The sequence below is a fragment of the Bradyrhizobium guangdongense genome (assembly GCF_004114975.1).
GTDB classification, from domain to species: Bacteria; Pseudomonadota; Alphaproteobacteria; order Rhizobiales; family Xanthobacteraceae; genus Bradyrhizobium; species Bradyrhizobium guangdongense.
Map to the genome: position 1 here is coordinate 3,330,330 of NZ_CP030051.1, position 17,829 is coordinate 3,348,158.

The window sequence follows — 17,829 nt, forward strand, 5'->3', positions numbered from 1 at the left end:
TGTGCACTTGCGCAAGGGCGGCAAAGGCGACTATCTGCAGGCTTGTTGTTTCGATCGCCTGAAAGCGAAACCGCCTTGGACTCCCCGCCGCAACCCCCATCGGATCAGCCGGTCGTCGTCGAAGAGGCGCCCCGCGAGCCGATCCTGACGCTGCCGTGGCCACTGACGGCTTATGTCGTCCTCCTTGCGCTGATCCATCTGCGGGTGCTGCTGCCGCCGGAGCTGGACAACTGGACCATCGATGCCTTCGGTTTCATCCCGAAGCGTTACGATTCCTCGCTGGTCAATCTGCAATTCGCGGGCGGTGCCGGTGCCAAAGTCTGGACCTTCGTCACCTATTCACTGCTGCATGCCAACCTCACCCATCTCGGCTTCAACGTGCTGTGGCTGCTGCCGTTCGGCAGCGCGCTGGCGCGGCGATTTGGCGGCTTGCGTTTCTTCCTGTTCCTGGCGGTGACGGCGGTGGCGGGCGCGCTTGCCCACCTCGTCACGCACGAGCACGCGGTGGTGCCGATGATCGGCGCCTCCGCCTCGGTGTCGGGCGCGATGGCTGCGGCCATCCGGTTCGCCTTCGTGCGGGGCAGCTTCCTGTCGTTCAGCCGTTCGGATGCCGATACCGCCGCGAAGGTTCCGGCGCAGCCGCTGTTGCATGCCCTGCGAGACCGGCGGATCGTCGGCTTCCTGGGCGTGTGGTTCGTCCTCAACTTCATCTTCGGTGCCGGCGGAATCGGCGTCGACGGCGATAGCGCGGGCGTTGCCTGGCAGGCGCATATCGGCGGCTTCTTCGCAGGGCTGTTGCTGTTCGCGCTGTTCGATCCCGTGCCGCGCGTGCGAAACGGTGATGCTGCGGATGCGTCATCACAGGACATTTCAAGCGGTATTTGAAGCGGCGCTTGCAGCGCAGCCCGAATTCATCCATCATTCCCGAGAAGAATGTTCCGAAGCGACAAGCTGCTAGCAGCGATGCTTCGCAAAGCGCACGAGCGTGAAACCGGCGCCAAAACTGTTAGTTGAAGACTCGCGAACAAGTCCGGCCCGCGCAAAGCGGTCGGATCGGATTCAGGGAGGCGGCAATGACGGTACGATCCATTCTTAATACCAAGGGCCACCAGATCATGAGCGTCGAGCCCGACGCGAAGCTGGCTGCCGCGGTCAAGCTGCTTGGCGAGAAGAAGATCGGTGCGGTGCTGGTGATGAGCCAGAGCCGGCTCGAGGGCATCCTGTCGGAGCGCGACATCGTTCGCGTGCTCGGCGAGCGCGGTGCCGGCGTGCTGGAAGAGCCGGTGAGCCAGGTCATGACCCGCAAGGTTGTCACCTGCAAGGAGACCGATACGGTCGCCGAGCTCATGGAGATGATGACAACAGGCAAGTTCCGTCACCTGCCGGTGCTCGAGAACAACAAGGTGGTCGGCCTGATCTCGATCGGCGACATCGTCAAGCGCCGCGTCCAGGAATACGAGTCCGAGCAGGAAGCCCTGCGCGACTACATCAAGACGGCCTGATCAGACTTACTCCGCCGCCTTTGGCGCGGCGTCTTCAGGCGCCGGCGCCAGCACCTCGATCGTTTCCTGGATCTGTTCCAGCGCGCGTTCGGCGGCACGCGCGCCGTGGGCGATCAGGTCTTCGGCGCGGTGGAAATCGAACCAGCCGAACTGACCGACCCGGGGCGTGATCAGCAGGTCGGGCGGATCGCCGGCGAGCCGTGCGCGGGTGATGCGGTCCTGCATGATATTGAAGGCATCCACCATCACCGACGAAATGCCTGGACGTCCGGCGCTGCCGAAGAACTCGCGCTTGACGGTTTTCTCCGGCGAGAAGATGCGCGGAAACCGCCGCTTGGCCGGTGGCTCGGTGACGGGCACGTCAGTCGCGGGCATCGCGCCGTGCGAATGGATCGTCGTCGAATGGGTGAAGACGTCGGTTGAGAGGTTGACGGCGATCACGATCTCGGCGCCGAGGGCTCGTGCCGCCGAGACCGGCACCGGGTTCACCAGCGCGCCGTCGACCAGCCAGCGGTCGCCGATCATCACCGGGGAGAAGATGCCGGGCAGGGCATAGGAGGCGCGCATCGCCTCCACCAGCCGGCCGCGCGTCAACCAGATCTCGTGGCCGGTGCGGACCTCGGTCGCGACCGAGGCGTATTTCATCGGGAGGTCCTCGATCAGGGTGTGGCCGATCGATTCTTCCAGCCGGCTTGCGAGCTTCTCGCCGCCGATCAGGCCCGAACCGTTGAGGCGGATGTCGAGATAGCCGAGAATGTTGCGTACGCCTTGCAGGCTGCGCGCCCAGTCTTCCAGCGCGTCGAGCCGATCGGCCGCGTAGGCGCCGCCGACCGCCGCCCCGATCGAGGTGCCGACCACGACATCGGGCACGATGCCGTTGGCCAGCAGCGTTCTCATGATGCCGATATGGGCGAAACCACGTGCCGCGCCGCCGCCCAGCGCGAGGCCGAGGACGGGCCGGCGGATGCTGCCAAGGCCGACCTTCTCGCCATTCGCACCGTTCACGCCCCGACCTTTCAAGATATCCAGCACCGAAACTCTCCTACTCCGGGCCAGCCCTCGTTCCAGAGTAGGCACCGCGCTCCCGCTTCGCCAGAACGACGGCAAAGCTTGGTTTACAAGCGTTCGAGACGCAGGGGGCAGGAATGTGGCGAGGGCCGGGTGCCTCTGGTGTAATCACGCAGGCGTCAACCGGGTTCCAAAGATCGGTCGCCAAGCCGTATTTCCCTGGGTTTCAGAGGCTTGAATTTGCCGCGTTTTCGGTGAAAAGCAGGGGGCATGACTCCAGGGGGTGACGGCATCATCGGATGGCGGCGCGGCGGCAGGCTGCTGCCGGCGCTTGTCTTGGCCATGTGCCTCCTCGTCCTGGGCCAAAATGCCGCTCAGGCGCAGCTTTTCTCGGATCGCCCGCCGCCGGTGCCGCCGGCTTCGGTGCCCGATCCAGGCGGCGCAGTCAGCCTCGCGCCGCCCTCAGGTCTGGGCGCTGGTCCGCCCAGCCTGCCGCCGACCCTGACCCAGCCGAATACGCCCAGCATGCCGCCGCCCGCGGTGACGACCGTGCCGCCGGCAGCCCCCCTCAATGCGGCCGCGCCTGGGCAGGCCGTGCTGTCGCTGTCGGCCAAATACGGCAAGGACACGCCTGCAATCACCAGTGGCCTCGTCTGGCGGGTATTTGCCGACCGTCCCGACGAGAATGGCACCTTCAAGCTGATCCGCGAGGATCGCAACGCCACGCCCAACATCGTGCTGCCGCCTGGCAATTACGTCGTGCACGTCGCCTTCGGCCTCGTCAGCGCGGTGCGCACCGTCAGCCTGAAGGCCGAGACCGACCGCGAATCCTTCGTGCTCCCGGCCGGGGGGCTGCGCATCGAGGGGCGCGTCGGCACCAGCCGCATCCCGCAGAACCAAATCTCGTTCGCGATCTACAAGGGCAGCCAGTTCGAATCCGGCGAGCGTGCCGCGCTGGTGCCGAACGTCGCCGCCGGCGACGTCGTGCTGATCCCGGAGGGCACCTACTACATCATCTCCAATTACGGGGACGCCAATTCGGTGGTGCGCTCGGACATCCGCGTCCAGGCAGGCAAGCTCACCGACGTCACCATCACCCACCGCGCCGCCGTCATCACGCTCAAGCTCGTCAGCGACAAGGGCGGCGAGGCGCTCGCCAACACCGCCTGGTCGGTGCTGACGCCGGGCGGCGACGTCATCAAGGAATCGATCGGCGCCTTCCCGCGCGTCGTGCTCTCCGAAGGCGAATACCGCGCCATCGCCAAGAATGAGGGCAAGGTCTACGAGCGGGGCTTCAACGTCGTGAACGGCGTCGACGGCGAAGTCGAAGTCGTCGCGCACTAGCGCTGTTTGGGTCGCCAGCGCAGCCCGACTCCGTCCTCACCGGGATTCGTCTCAACTCTCGTTCAGCGCACGAAGACGCCACCTCCGATTACCTCTATCGCCGTGCGTGAGGTGAGCAGGCGCTCACCGCATCAGACATTCTGTGTTCTGGTTTGAATGCACGGGAAGCGCGACCGGTCCGCGCCGTCGAACTGCGCTGCAAGATCGGCAAAACACCGGCGGCGTCGGCTTATTCCGGGCGTCGCGACTTCGCAATAAACCGTGCAAGATACATATTTCCGATAATCAATTTCATTCGCTTTCCGTCCTGCCACGTTATATGTCGGGCGTCCGTCCAATGGGGGAAGCCGGCGCCAGCCTTCGGTAGGCTCGCGTGACCGGCAAGGAGCAAGGGGACCAAGCGCGTCGGCATGTTCGAAGTGATCCTCACCAGGCGCAAGCGGTTCGGTTGGCGGTGGCAGGTCTGCGACCAGTCCGGCAAGATTTTTGCCGATGGCTTCGAACGCACGCGGCCGTCGGCCAAATACCATGGCGAGCGCGCGCTGTTCTTCCTGCTGTCGCAGGCTTATTTGCGCAACCGCTCCGCGGCGTCGAGCGAGGATTAGCGGCAGTTCTGTGCCGTTAGATATCGACCACCAATTTGCCCTTGGCGGTGTGCTCCCGGATCAACGCATAGGCCTCGCCAACGCTCTCCATCGTAAAGCGCCTGGGATGGAGCAACGGCACCAGTTTGCCGGCCTCGGCGAGGCGCGTGGCTTCCGCCATGATCTCTCCGTGATGCGTCCGGCCTTCGCCTGACAGCAGCGGCAGCAGCGTGAACACGCCTGAATAGGAGGCGGCGCGGAACGACAGCGGCGCCAGTGCATGCGTGCCCCAGCCGAGCGCGCTGACGACATGGCCGAAGCGGCGCACCGCCGTAAAGGAGGCATCGAGCACCTTACCGCCGACAGTGTCGTAGACGATGTCGAAGCCGCGGCCCGAGGTGTGCGCGGAGACATAGGCCTCGACCGAAGCGTCTCGATCGATGAATACAGCACCAAAACCTTCGATGGTCGTACGCTGCGAGGCCGAGCCAGTCGCAAACACTTCCGCGCCAAATGCGCGTGCGATCTGGACCGCGACATGGCCGACGCCGCCCGCGCCGCCATGGATCAATACTTTCTGCCCGGCCTTCAAGACAGCACGGTCGATCAGGCCTTCCCACGCCGTGATGAAGATGAGGGGCAGGGCGGCGGCCTCGCGCATGCTGAGATTTGCCGGCTTCAGCGCCAGCAGGTCAGCATCGACAGCGGCGAATTCGGCGAGCGATCCCTGCACGCCACCGACGCCGCCGGTCATGCCATAGACCTCGTCGCCAGCTTTGAATCGCGAGACCTCGCGCCCGGTCTGCTCGACTACGCCGGCGAGATCGATCCCGGGAATTGCGGGCAGCGGATGGCGTGCATGCGCGGCTGCACCGGCATGGATCTTGGTGTCGAGCGGATTGACCCCGCTTGCGCGCACCCGCACCCGCACCTCGCGCGGACCGATCCTGGGCAGGGAGACGGTGGAGACGCGCAGGGGCCCGTTGTGGGTCTCCAGAACGCCCGCGCGCATTGTCGATGGCTTGGTCATGATCGTCTTGCTCCGTTGTCGGCCTCCAATATGCCCATGACTTTTTGCATGGAAAGGAACAAGGATGTACGGTGATCATGCATTTTTGAATGGGCGGGGACGACGATGGAATGGAGCGATCTGCGCATCTTCCTGGCGATCGCGCGCGAAGGCACGCTCGGCGCGGCCGCGCGAAAAATCGGGCAAACGCAGCCGACGATGGGGCGGCGGTTGCGCGCGCTAGAACAGGCGCTCGGGCAGACGCTATTCCAGCGTACGGCCGACGGCTTTGTGCTCACCGACGAAGGCACGGCAGTGCTCGCGCATGCCGAGCGGATCGAGGAGGAGGCGATTGCGCTTCAGCGCCAGACGACGGGGACGGAGACGCAGCTCGACGGCACATTGCGTTTATCCTCGTCGGACTGGTTCGGCACGCTGATGCTGTCGCCTGTCATCGCGACTTTTGGCAAACGCCATCCCAAGGTGACCGTCGAGCTCCTGACCGATGCGCGACTCTACAGCCTGCCGCGGCGCGAGGCTGACCTTGTCTTTCGCATCAAGCCGTTCAGCGAGCCCGAGGTCATTTCCAGGAAGCTGCTGCACATTCCCTATGCGCTCTACGGCAAGAAGGGCAGCAAGCCACCGCGGGCCGGCGACGGCAGCGGCGTCCGGCTCGTCACCATGAACGCGGAATTCGCCGATATGCCCGATGCTATCTGGCTGAAGCGCACGCTGCCGCAGGCCGACATCGCCTTGCGCAGCAACAACAGACAGGTGCAGGCGGAGCTCTGCGCCAGCGGTGGCGGTCTTGCTGTGCTGCCGCGCCCGGTGGGTGATCGCGATCGCCGTCTGGTCGCGCTCGACATCGGCGTGACGCCGCCTGGCCGCGACACTTTTGTTGGCTATCACCGCGATCTCAAGCGGCTAGCGCGTCTGCGGGCGCTGCTTGACCTGGTTGTCGAGCGGCTGGCGGGAAAGGTGTCGTAGTTCCATTCGGGCCACGAAGCTTGCGTTGCCCGACGGCAAAACACGCGAGCCGTGGGTCAATCCGCGCGGTCGCAAATATTTCACTTTACCGAAATTCGGAAATGGCGTATGTATCGCGCAACCCGGCCCGAGGAAGAGGGGCGTATCGCGATCGTCACGACGCGGGCCGGACGGCGGTGGGCGTGGGTCACGTCGGCGCGATCAGGTTTTGCAGGGCGGGCAACCGTGAGCGGGACCATCGCGCATACGACCGGTGTGATTCCTGCGTACGGCAAAATCGTGTGGTCCTGGCGCCCGGGGTCTGTGCGCTAAGTCTTGTGGTGGTGTGCGATGTCCAACCGGATGCACACATCAGCCATCTGCAAGGCGACGGGGGCAATAGTGCACCGCTCCCCGGGGAGATCACGATATAAGCCGTCAAACCACTGCGCAGGGAAGGCCGGACGTTTCGGCTTCACCTGTATGCCGCTGTGCAGCCTCTTGTAGCGCAACCGATCGCACAGTGGACCGCGGGTGCCAGTCGGGCACCCGGTCTTCCCTGCGCCCTCTTTCATGAGCGGGCAAGGCGACCAAGCAAAGCTCGGGCGAGATGAGCCGCGAGAATGCGAAGCTGTGTTTGCGATGAAGATGCAATTTGCAGAGCGACAGTGTCGCCCACCCTCCGTCATTGCGAGCGCAGCGAAGCAATCCGGGGTCTTTCCACAGCGGAATTCTGGATTGCTTCGCTGCGCTCGCATGACGTTGTGGCTGCACCTGTGTGCAGATCCAAGGCATCGCCTTTGCACAACTGTCATAGTCTCTAAAACACGCTAACCATCGCTCGACTTAAAACTGTCATATCAGCCGAATGGAACCCGCGGCGGGGCGCTCTTTACAAGGCATTAAGTGTGGTTGCCTTGGATGCGGCGCGATAGTGCGTTGGGGACTGCAATGAGTGCCGCGAAGAAGATGCCGGGCAAACCGGCCACCGAAATGTTTGACGACATCCCGGTGCTTCAGCGCAAATGGCGCGCGGCGTTGAAGCCGGGTGACCGGCTGCCGCGATATGAGGACGTGATGCTCGGTAGCCTCGGACGGCTGGCCGATCATATCGCGCTGCTCAGAGGCGAGGGTACGCTCGAGCTGTCGCGCAGCGGACGTTATGTGCAGAAATGGCTCGGCGAGGAACGTTGGGACATTCCGGTCGCGGAGCTGTCGCCGGATTGCGCCACCGCGCTGTCGGAAGCCGTGGCAAACGCGCTCCGCAGCGGACAGCCGCACCAGGCCAGCGCACACTGCGTGCGCGACGGCATGGTCCGGACCTACGATCTGCTGGCAATGCCGACGGCCTCGCGTTGGGGCGCCAAGCTCGTGGGGGTCTACGTCAACGAGCGCGGCGCGCAGTACAATCTGCTGGACGCGATCTTCGCCGCGACCGACGATGCGGTGGTCTCGCTGGCGACGCTACGTGACGCTGGTGGCAGGCCCTTCGATCTGCAGATCGTGCATCACAACAAGAGCGCGGGGCTGCTGTTGAAGGTCGAAAGCGCCGGCTTGTTGTGGCGGCGGATCGGCGAGGGCAACACGCTGCTGGCCGCGCCCGAGATCATGGAATTCCTGCTCAAGGCCGTCTCCGGCGGTCGCGGCGAGCAGCTCGAGATCGAGCACGACGGCCGCTACCTCCGGCTCAGCGCCACCGCGTTCGCCGACGTGGTCTCGCTGACGATCTCCGACGTCACGGCCCTGAAGCGGCGCGACGCCTCGTTTCGCCTGCTGTTCGACAACAATCCGATGCCGATGTGGGTGTTCGACGCCGAAACCAAGCAGTTCCTTGGCGTCAACGATGCGGCAGTCCAGCATTACGGCTACAGCCGCGCGGCGTTTCTCCGCGTGAAGCTGCACGAGATCTGGCCGGAGGACGAGTGCGACAGTCACGCCGAGGCGCTCGAACGCATCGGCGATGCCTATCATTCCTCGCGCAACTGGCGGCACCTGCGGGCCGACGGCAGCGAGATCGAGGTGCTGACGTTCGGCCGTCGCGTCGTCTTCGGCGATCGCGACGGCTATCTGGTCGCGGTGGTCGACATCACCGAGCGCCGCAGGGCCGAGGCGCGGATTGCCCACATGGCCCATCATGACGGACTTACCGATCTGCCGAACCGGGAATATTTCCGGGAGCGCTTGAAGCAGGCGCTCGACCAGGCCGGCGGCAAGCGCGTCGGCGTGCTCTATATCGATCTCGACCTGTTCAAGAACATCAACGATTCCTTCGGGCATCCCGCAGGCGACCGCCTGCTCAAGCAGGTCGCCGAACGCCTGACCACCGCGGTTCGCGGCGCCAATCTCGCGGCGAGGCTCGGCGGCGACGAATTCGCAGTGATTCTGGCGGCCGACGTCTCGCCGAACGAGGCGAGCGCCTGCGCGACCTTGCTGATCGACATGCTGAAGTCGCCCTACGACATCGACGGTCAGGAGATGGTGATCGGCGCCAGCATCGGCATCGCGCTGTCCCCGGGCGACGGCGTGACATCGGAGGAATTGATGCGCAACGCCGACATGGCGTTGTACCGGGCGAAATCCGACGGCGGTGGCGTGCACCATTTCTTCGAGCGCGAGATGGATCTCCAGGCGCAGAAGCGCCGCGACATGGAGCTCGATCTGCGCCGCGCCTTTGCCAATGGCGAGTTCGAGCTGCACTACCAGCCGCTGGTGTCGATCGCCTCCGACCGTATCTCCGGCTTCGAGTCGCTGTTGCGCTGGCGTCATCCCGACAAGGGCATGATCTCGCCGGCCGAGTTCATTCCGGTAGCCGAGGACATCGGCCTGATCACGCAGCTCGGCGAGTGGGTGCTGCGCGAGGCCTGCGCGGAAGCGGTGAACTGGCCCGCTGACGTCAAGGTTGCGGTCAATCTGTCGCCCGCGCAGTTCCGCAGCCGCAATCTGGTTCAGGTCGTGATCTCGGCGCTGGGGCAATCCGGCCTGTCGCCGAGGCGGCTCGAGCTCGAGATCACCGAGTCGATCTTCCTCGCCGAGACCGATGCCAACCTCGCGATTCTGCATCAGCTCCGCGAGCTCGGCGTCGGCATCTCCATGGACGATTTCGGCACCGGCTCTTCCAGCCTGAGCTATCTGCGCAGCTTCCCGTTCGACAAGATCAAGATCGACCGCTCCTTCGTCAAGGATCTGGCGCAGCGGCCCGATTGCGGAGCGATCGTGCGCGCGATCTCCGGGCTCGGTCGCAGCCTCAACATCACGACGACCGCGGAAGGCGTCGAAACCGAGGACCAGCTCGACTGGCTCCGCGCCGAAGGCTGCAACGAGGTGCAGGGCTTCCTGTTCAGCGCTGCGCGGCCGGCGGCGGAGATCGCAAAGTTGCTGGCCGATTTCGGCCAGCGCGCTTCACGGGCGGCGTAGCGCCTCGGGATAGCAATCGTAGACCAGCGCCTTGAACGCCGGGGTGATGCGGCCACGCTCGTTCTGGGTCTGCTGCATCAGGAGGTAGACCATATCGAGCTTGGGATCGACGCCGAAATAGGTGCCGCTGCCACTGTCCCATTTCAACTCGCCGAGCGAGCCCGGCGGCGGCGGTTTCGCGTCGCCGGGATCGGTGCGTACCGCGAGACCATAGCCATAGCCAAAGCCGTCGCCCGGGAAATAGAAATAGTCGCGCCCGACGCCGGAGCCCGGTCCGATCTGATCGGTCGTCATGTCCTTGAAGGCGGCCGGGCTGAGATAGCGCTTGCCGTCGAACTCGCCGCCGTTGAGCAGCATCTGCGAAAAGCGCTGATAGTCGGTGATGGTCGAGAGCAGGCCGCCGCCGCCGGATTGCCATTCTCGATGAGCAAGCCGTTCGCGCTCGGCATCGAGCAGGATCTGGTCGCTCGGCAGCGGCCGCGCCATGCGCTCGATCTCGTCCGGTGTCGACAGCACGAATTTCGTGTTGGTCATGCCGAGCGGATCGAGAATGCGTTGCTTCAAGGCGTCGTACAAATTCTGCCCGGTGATGATCTCGATGACGCTGCCGAGCACATCGGTGGAATGACCGTAACGCCACAACGTGCCCGGCTGCCGCGCCAGCGGCAGCTTGGCGATGCGATCGGCAAATTCCCTGTTGTCGAACTGGCCGGCGAAGATGTCGGCCTCCTTGTAGGCGAGCTCGACCCATTTGCCGCCGATATAGTCGTAGCTGATGCCGGAGGTGTGCCGCATCAGATCCCTGATCGTCACGGGACGAATCGGAGGCACCAGATCGAGCGACAGCGAACCGTCGGGCTTGGTGACCTCGAGACCCACCTTGGTGCCGGCGAAGAGCGGGACGTATTTCGACACGGGATCGGTGAGCGCGAGCTTGCCCTCGTCGATCAGCATCATCGCAGCGAGGCTGGTGATCGGCTTGGTCATGGAATGGATCGCGAAGATCGTGTCCGGCGTCATCGACAGCCGCGTCCTCACGTCGCGCACGCCGAACATCTTGAAATAGACAGGCTTGCCGTGCTGCTGGACCAGTACGATCGCCCCCGGCAATCGGCCGGTGGTGACCTCGTTCTCGAAGAACGAGGTGATGCGCCGCATCCCGTCTGCGGAGGGGGCGGGGATGTCGCCGGCGCGGCTCCGCGCCATCGTGCCGGCCAGCATCGTGGCCCCGACCAGAAATTCACGACGCTTCATCAGGGCTTCCTCCCTCGTCGGGAACAAAGCCGCAAGACGTCAGGAGCGTCAACAAGTCTTCGATTAAAAACGCGTCACGATGTCAGACAGGACCGGGCGCGGACGATCCTCGCTCGGCCTGGTCGGCTTGCCGATGTGGATGAGGCCGGCGAGTTTCTCGTCCGCCTTGAGGCCCAGGCCATCAAGCACGTCGCGGTCGAAGGCGAACCAGCCTGTCAGCCAGGCCGCGCCGTAACCGAGAGCCGTCGCCGCCGTGACGATGTTCATGGCGCTGGCGCCTGCCGACAATTCCTGCTCCCAGGCCGGCACCCTCGGATGCGGCTTGGTGAAGCTGACGATGCCGATCACCAGCGGCGCATCGGTGAGGCGCTTGCGCTCGATCTCGATATCGGCGGCGGGCGCACCTGGATTCTTGCGGGCAAAGACCTTGGCAATCACCTCGCCGGCGCGCTGGCGTGCCTCGCCCTCGAAAACGATGAAGCGCCAGGGCGCGAGCTTGCCGTGATCAGGCACGCGCGCGCCGATGGTGAGAATGGTTTCGAGCTCGGCCGGCGAGGGGCCGGGGCCGGTCATCTCGCGCGGCTTGACCGAGCGGCGGGTCTTCAGGAGTTCGATGGCGTCAAGCATTGTGATGGTCTCTTCGGCTGGTCGTCGGGCGTGCCATGCCCAGATAGGCATGCACGCCCGCAACCGAAAGCGAGTTTAGATCGATTTCAGGGATCAGACTGCGCCACGCGCCCGCCGGACGTCAGGCGGGGTCGCCTCGTCGACCAGCGCTGCGATGGCCTCCGCGGTCGTCATCACCTTCTGGCCGTCGCTGCCGAGCCGCCGGACGGAGACCGAATGAGTCTCGGCCTCTTTCTTGCCGACCACGAGCAGCGCCGGAATCTTGGCCAGCGAATGCTCGCGGACCTTGTAGTTGATCTTCTCGTTGCGCAGGTCGATCTCGACCCGAAGGCCCGCGCGCCGCGCCTGCTCCAGCGCCACCTTGGCGTATTCGTCGCCTTCGGAAGTGATGGTCGTGACCACCGCCTGCACCGGGGAGAGCCAGAGCGGGAAGTTGCCGGCATAGTGCTCGATCAGGATGCCGATGAAGCGTTCCATCGAGCCGCAGATCGCCCGGTGCACCATCACGGGCGGTTTCTTGCCGCCGTCATGGTCGATGTAGAAGGCGCCGAACCGCTCCGGCAGGTTGAAGTCGACCTGCGTGGTGCCGCACTGCCAGTCGCGGCCGATGGCGTCGCGCAGCACATATTCGAACTTCGGCCCGTAAAACGCGCCTTCGCCCGGGCTGATCTCGGTCTTGATGTGATTGTTCTGCGCCTGGATCTCGCGCAGCACCGTCGCCATCACCCGCTCGGCGTGATCCCACATCGCATCGGTGCCGACGCGTTTCTCCGGCCGCGTCGACAGCTTCACGGTGAGATCGCCGGTGAAGCCGAAGTCGGCATAGGTCGACAGGATCAAATCGTTGATCTTCAGGCATTCCTCGGCGAGCTGGTCCTCGGTGCAGAAGATATGCGCGTCGTCCTGGGTGAAGCCGCGTACGCGCATCAGGCCGTGCATGGCGCCCGACGGCTCGTAGCGATGCACCACGCCGAACTCGGCGAGCCGCAGCGGCAGGTCGCGGTAGCTCTTCAGGCCGTGCTTGAAGATCTGGACGTGACCCGGGCAGTTCATCGGCTTGAGCGCAAACCAGCGCTTGTCCTCGGCCTCGTCGCCGGCGGACTGGGCCGCGAACATGTTCTCGCGGTACCAGCCCCAGTGGCCCGAAGTCTCCCACAGCACCTTGTCGAGGATCTGCGGCGCGTTGACCTCGCTGTAATGGCCGGTGAGGCGGCGGCGCATATAGGCGATCAACTGCTGGAAGATGGTCCAGCCCTTCGGATGCCAGAACACCACGCCCGGACCTTCCTCCTGGAAGTGGAAGAGGTCGAGCTCGCGTCCGAGCTTTCGATGATCGCGCTTCTCGGCTTCCTCGATCTGCTTGAGGTAAGCGTCGAGGTCCTCCTGCTTGGCGAAGGCCGTGCCGTAGATGCGGGTCAGCATCGGGTTGTTGGAATCACCGCGCCAATAGGCGCCGGCCACCTTCATCAATTTGAAGGCATTGCCGACCTTGCCGGTCGAGGTCATGTGCGGGCCGCGGCACAGATCGAACCAGTCGCCCTGGTAGTAAATCTTGATCGGCTCGTTGCCGGGAATGGCGTCGACCAGCTCGACCTTGAAGGCCTCGCCCTTGTCGCGAAACACCTGCTTGGTCTTTTCGCGGTCCCAGACTTCCTTGGTGAAGGGTTTGTCGCGCGCGATGATCTCGCGCATTTTCTTTTCGATCGCGGCGAAATCTTCCGGCGTGAACGGCTCGTTGCGGAAGAAGTCGTAATAGAAGCCGTTTTCGATCACCGGGCCGATGGTTACCTGCGTGCCCGGCCACAGCGATTGCACGGCTTCGGCGAGCACGTGCGCGCAGTCGTGACGGATCAATTCCAGTGCGCGCGGATCGTCGCGGCCCACCAGCTCGATCTTCGCATCGGCTTCGATGGGGTCGTTGAGATCGGCGAGCACACCGTCGAGCGCCATCGCCACCGTGCGCTTGGCCAGCGACGGCGAGATGCCCTTGGCGATGTCGAGGCCGGTGATGCTCTTGTCGTATTGGCGCTGGGCGCCGTCGGGGAAGGTGAGGGTGACCTTGGCGGCGGGTGTCACGGGCTTAAGATTGCTGAGGGAATATTGGAAGCCGGATTCGGATTTGGGCTGGTCGGACATTGCTTTTCTCCTGAAGCTCACTCCTGCGAACGAGCGCAGGTAAGCGGGGAAGGGGCCGGTATAGCAGGCGAATCGGGCAGCGCAATCGGGGCGAGCAGGCAAAATCCGCATTTACGGCCGCTTCCCGCCACATTCGAGCCAAGCGGCTGCGCCCGTTAATCGATCGTCATATCGTCCACCACGCCCTTCACATGGGCCGGCGTCATCCCGAATTGACGGCCGATCGTATCCGCAAGCGCGAATTCGCGCTCTCTCATCGATTGGTTCGGTGCGACGGATATCACGGCTCGCAAGACGGCTTCCTTGCCACGATCGGTCAGATAGGCTGCCTGCTTCGCGGCATCGGCCAAGATCTCGTTCGGATCCTCCATCGCGGTGACGGCGCAGAAGGCTTCCGCTGGCGTAGTCGAAACGCCGAGCGGCGCCTTGCTCGCCTCGACGATCCGATTGGCAAGCTCGGAACTCACGTCCCGCTCTCCGGACATGAGCGTCATCAAGCGGGCAATCATGGCCGCCAACTTCAAATCCCGCTCCTGTTGCTCCTTGATCGGATCATGTTGCAAGACGGATTCATTCCAGGCCTTGCTGCAGGCGTTGCATTCGACGTAGCGATCGAGCTCTTCCATCGGAATGATTGGAATCCAGTAGAGATGTCCCCATTTCTTGGGCCTACGCAGGTTGTAGCTGCGGTGTTGCGCGCAGCCGGGGCAATAGAACTGCCCCGTCTGCACGATTTTTCGTGTAACGTACGTACCCCAGATGATCATGAGAGCCCCCGTTTCCCAACCGCTCTCATTATGTTCAGCCGCACGGAGTTGCCCAGTCCCCATCCGCAGGATCATGCGACGCATGACTATATTTCATGCAATTGCATGGGAATAGCTGCTATGGTTGCGGCGTGACCCGCCGTTTCGCTCCCACCGCCCTGATGCTCGGCAATCTCGTCACCGGCTGCTCGGTGCTGGCGCCGGCGGGCATGCTGCCGGAATTGGCGAGCGGGCTCGATGTCAGCATCCACGCAGCCGGGCTCCTCATCACCTTTGGTGCGATCGTGCTTTGCATCGGCTCTCCGCTGACGGCGTGGCTGACCAGCCGCGTTGAACGGCGGATCCTGCTCACCACGACGCTCGCCGCGCTGGCCCTCGGCAACCTTGCCTCTGCCTTTGCGCCCGATTACACGACCCTCCTCGGCATCCGCCTGGCGATGCTCGCGGTCGGTGCCTTGTACACACCGCAGGCCGCGGGCACGGCGGCGCTGATCGTGCCGGCGGAGCGGCGCGGCAGCACGATTGCCTATATCTTCCTGGGCTGGTCGCTCGCCGCCGCCGCAGGGCTCCCGCTGATCACCTTGATCGCCAGCCATTATGGCTGGCGCGCCGCCTATGGCGAAATCGGTGCGCTCGGCTGCATCAGCTGCCTGTTCTTGTTGATGCGGCTGCCGGGAGGCTTGAAGGGCGCCCCCGTGGATCTGAAGACCTGGGCCGAGGTCGGCCGCAGCAGGATCATCCTGCTCCTGCTTGCGATCACCATGCTGCAAATGTCGGGGCAGTTCGTGGTGTTCACCTATATGGGGCCGCTGCTCAACAAGCTCACCGGCGCCGGCCCCAATGCGATCGGCCTCGTGTTTGCGCTCTACGGCGTCTGCGGCTTTCTCGGCCTCGTCATCGCGACCCGCATCGTCGACACCGCGGGGCCTTACCGCACCTCCGTGCTGTTCACTTGCCTGTTGCTTGCGGGGATGACGGGCTGGGCGCTCGGTGCCGGCACGCTCGTGCTGATGGCGGGCGCGGTCGCGATCTGGGGGCTTGGCTTTGCCTCGACTAATTCGATGCAGCAGGTGCGACTGGTCGCGGCCGCGCCGCCGCTGGCGTCGGCGACCGTCGCGCTCAATACATCGGTCCTCTATATCGGACAGGCCGTCGGCTCAGCCGTTGGCGGGATGCTATTCGCCCGCGAGCAGCTGCATATGCTTGGCTTCGTGGCGGTCGGCTTCGTCGTGCTGGCGGTGATCCTGGTGATCGTGACCCAGCCCCGGCCGCCGGCTGCCGCCAAGGCCTGAATCAGGCGTTTTCGTCTCTGCAAGGTGCTTGGCAAACCGCGCATCAGAGCGCTAGAAGGCCAGTCGTGGGGACCAAAGAGAGTTGACTGAGATGAGGATGATTCTGGCGGTTGCCGCGGTGCTCTATTCAGCCTCCGCGTTGGCGCAGACCGACAAGCCTCCGATGGTGGGGGACAAGCCACTGGTGCAGGTGAAGCCCAAGGGGACCAAGGCTGGGACCAAGGAGGCGGCTGCCAAGCCGGCCGCGGCGGCACCAAAAGGCAAGCCGCAATCGATCGCCGTACGGCTCCAGGCCTGCCTCGACATCGATGACGGCACCAAGGACCGTCTCAACTGCTACGACGCGGTCATTCCGCCGGCGCCGAAGCCCAAGGCGCCCAAGGCCAAGGGTGTCGCCGACTGCCGTTTCCTCAAGGAAGAGGACGAGCGTCTGGCCTGCTTCAACGGCTTTGCCGAAAGCATTCCGAAGCTGCCCAAGAGCTGAAGAAGAGCTGAAGAAGAGCGGAAAATTATCGGTTCGATGCCGACGAAGCGGTGCTGGCGACGCGGGCCAGTGCCAGCGCCGGCGTTGCGGACATCTTCACCAGCACATCCTTGAGCGGATACTGCGTCCACGCGCGGTTGACGTAGTCGCGATGGGTAATGCCATCGCCGGTTTCGACGAAAACGACGCTGCCGGGGCGCAAGGGTCCATCCATGTCCTCGGACACGCTGATACCCTTTTGCCTGAGCATGCTCATCAGCTCGTGGTCGCGCCGTGCGGTGTAGTGAGTGTAGGAGCTGACGAAGAAGCCGGAGCGGTGGCTCTCGATCCAGGACGCGAATTTGTCCATCTCGCCATAGACCGCATCGAGCAGCACGACGCCGCGGACGCGATCGCTGATGCCGCCGACCTCGAGACTCCAGGCGGTGGGCAGGAAGCCGCCGCTGTAGCCGACGATCACGATCGGCATGTTGGCGAAGGCGCGCGCGCTGTTGGGATCGCCGGTGAGCCGGGCGAGGTGGTTCGCCGATTCCTCCATGAAGCGCTTGAGGCCGCCGGGCTGCCAGAATTTTCCGGCGCTGGAATCGGCCGCGTCAACGGCCATCTGGGGGGCGAGCAGCACGGCGTTGGCGCCGGACGCGGTGATCTGCTGCGGCACGAGCTGGCGGTCCCGCACGTCGCGCTCGAGCGTCGCGCCATTGCCATGGAAGAACACCACGATCACGCCAGGCTTGCGCACATCGAAATGCTCGGGGACGTGCACCAGCACGCGGCTGTCATTGTAGGTCTCGTCCTGCCAGAACACGCGCCCCGAGAAGCTGCGATGCCCGCGGCGGTCGCCCTTGGAGATGTTGAGGAAGGGCGCGTCGGAGGCGGGGTTGTTGCCGAAATAGGGGAAGGCCGAGGACTTCATGCTGACGAGGGTCGTCAGGTCCTCACGCGGCGGACGTTTGTATGGGATCTGCGGCTCGAGCGAGGCGACCTTGTAGGACGCCTGCTCCGGCTGAGGTTGTTGCTGCACGGCGCGCTTGGGCGAGAAGTCGGACATCTGCCGTTGCAGGAAGCTCTCGCTCGCCGAGGGGAAGCGCTCTTTGAACTGCGGGGCAGGAAAGCGATCTTCGAAGGTGTCGCCGCTTGCGGCTTGTCGATTGGCTTGAGGATTGGAGGCTTGGGGATTGGTCTTCGCGACGACCTGGACATTGGCCTGAGAGCCCGCGGCGAGCGCTGTCGGATTGGGCGACTGGCCGCATTGAACCAGCGTGAGCGAGAGTGGCACCAAGCCTGAGATCAGGGCGATCCGAAGCGCACGGCCGCGCGCCCCGGACGTCTCGGCCCGGTCAGCACGCATGTTTGCTTTCAATTTCGGAACGGCCCCGACCATCCACCCATGACCCCAAGTCACGTCTATCAAGTCACGTCTATCGGCAATATTGAGATAATTG

15 protein-coding genes are annotated in these 17,829 nt (G+C 64.3%); 8 read left to right on the forward strand and 7 right to left on the reverse strand.

The features are described from left to right. The first annotated feature begins 75 nt into the window (after positions 1–75). Positions 76–885, forward strand: a complete 810-nt coding sequence (locus X265_RS15820; RefSeq protein ID WP_128965651.1) for a rhomboid family intramembrane serine protease — start codon at positions 76–78, stop codon at positions 883–885. 188 nt (positions 886–1,073) lie between these two features. Next, the gene (locus tag X265_RS15825) at positions 1,074–1,502 is read left to right on the forward strand and encodes a CBS domain-containing protein (RefSeq protein WP_128965652.1); all 429 of its coding nucleotides are present in this window, start codon (positions 1,074–1,076) and stop codon (positions 1,500–1,502) included. A gap of 6 nt (positions 1,503–1,508) precedes the next feature. On the opposite strand, the gene X265_RS15830 is transcribed toward X265_RS15825, so the two are convergent. After that, positions 1,509–2,534: a patatin-like phospholipase family protein gene (locus X265_RS15830; RefSeq protein ID WP_128965653.1), complete on the reverse strand. Its 1,026-nt coding sequence runs from the start codon at positions 2,532–2,534 to the stop codon at positions 1,509–1,511. A gap of 246 nt (positions 2,535–2,780) precedes the next feature. On the opposite strand from X265_RS15830, the gene X265_RS15835 reads away from it, so the two are divergent. Beyond that, the gene (locus X265_RS15835) at positions 2,781–3,854 is read left to right on the forward strand and encodes a hypothetical protein (RefSeq protein WP_128965654.1); all 1,074 of its coding nucleotides are present in this window, start codon (positions 2,781–2,783) and stop codon (positions 3,852–3,854) included. A 410-nt stretch (positions 3,855–4,264) separates the two neighbouring features. Next, entirely contained in the window at positions 4,265–4,459 is a 195-nt protein-coding gene (locus X265_RS15840; RefSeq protein WP_018322145.1) for a hypothetical protein, read from the forward strand. Positions 4,460–4,475: 16 nt separating this feature from the next. On the opposite strand, the gene X265_RS15845 is transcribed toward X265_RS15840, so the two are convergent. After that, positions 4,476–5,468, reverse strand: coding sequence for a zinc-dependent alcohol dehydrogenase family protein (locus X265_RS15845; protein ID WP_188637374.1), 993 nt, complete (start codon positions 5,466–5,468; stop codon positions 4,476–4,478). 105 nt (positions 5,469–5,573) lie between these two features. On the opposite strand from X265_RS15845, the gene X265_RS15850 reads away from it, so the two are divergent. Together X265_RS15850 and X265_RS15865 are read left to right on the forward strand one after the other, a co-directional pair. Then, a complete protein-coding gene (locus X265_RS15850) occupies positions 5,574–6,434 on the forward strand; it encodes a LysR family transcriptional regulator (protein WP_128965655.1) in 861 nt (286 codons plus the stop codon). A gap of 930 nt (positions 6,435–7,364) precedes the next feature. After that, positions 7,365–9,827 (forward strand): putative bifunctional diguanylate cyclase/phosphodiesterase, encoded by a 2,463-nt coding sequence (locus X265_RS15865; RefSeq protein WP_164938616.1) that lies wholly within the window; start codon positions 7,365–7,367, stop codon positions 9,825–9,827. Here the strand turns inward: X265_RS15865 and X265_RS15870 are convergent. From X265_RS15870 to X265_RS15885, 4 genes are all read right to left on the reverse strand, one after another. Then, on the reverse strand, positions 9,813–11,081 hold the full coding sequence (locus X265_RS15870) for a serine hydrolase domain-containing protein (protein WP_128965657.1): 1,269 nt from the start codon (positions 11,079–11,081) through the stop codon (positions 9,813–9,815). The two genes, X265_RS15865 and X265_RS15870, sit on opposite strands and share 15 nt — an antisense overlap. Positions 11,082–11,144: 63 nt before the next feature. Continuing rightward, complete coding sequence (locus X265_RS15875) at positions 11,145–11,708, reverse strand: nitroreductase family protein (RefSeq protein WP_128965658.1); 564 nt, start codon at positions 11,706–11,708, stop codon at positions 11,145–11,147. 93 nt (positions 11,709–11,801) lie between these two features. Further along, positions 11,802–13,844: a threonine--tRNA ligase gene (gene thrS / locus X265_RS15880; protein WP_128965659.1), complete on the reverse strand. Its 2,043-nt coding sequence runs from the start codon at positions 13,842–13,844 to the stop codon at positions 11,802–11,804. Between the two features lie 155 nt (positions 13,845–13,999). Then, positions 14,000–14,695 carry a zinc ribbon domain-containing protein gene (locus X265_RS15885; protein WP_128965660.1) on the reverse strand — a complete coding sequence of 232 codons (696 nt, stop codon included), beginning with the start codon at positions 14,693–14,695 and terminating at the stop codon, positions 14,000–14,002. An 11-nt stretch (positions 14,696–14,706) separates the two neighbouring features. Between X265_RS15885 and X265_RS15890 the strand changes: the two genes are divergently transcribed. Both X265_RS15890 and X265_RS15895 read left to right on the forward strand, forming a co-directional pair. Continuing rightward, complete coding sequence (locus X265_RS15890; protein WP_128965661.1) at positions 14,707–15,903, forward strand: MFS transporter; 1,197 nt, start codon at positions 14,707–14,709, stop codon at positions 15,901–15,903. 91 nt (positions 15,904–15,994) lie between these two features. Continuing rightward, positions 15,995–16,387, forward strand: coding sequence for a hypothetical protein (locus X265_RS15895; protein WP_128965662.1), 393 nt, complete (start codon positions 15,995–15,997; stop codon positions 16,385–16,387). A gap of 25 nt (positions 16,388–16,412) precedes the next feature. Here the strand turns inward: X265_RS15895 and X265_RS15900 are convergent, their stop codons facing one another. After that, positions 16,413–17,735: an alpha/beta hydrolase gene (locus X265_RS15900; protein WP_244659317.1), complete on the reverse strand. Its 1,323-nt coding sequence runs from the start codon at positions 17,733–17,735 to the stop codon at positions 16,413–16,415. Between the last annotated feature and the right edge of the window lie 94 nt (positions 17,736–17,829).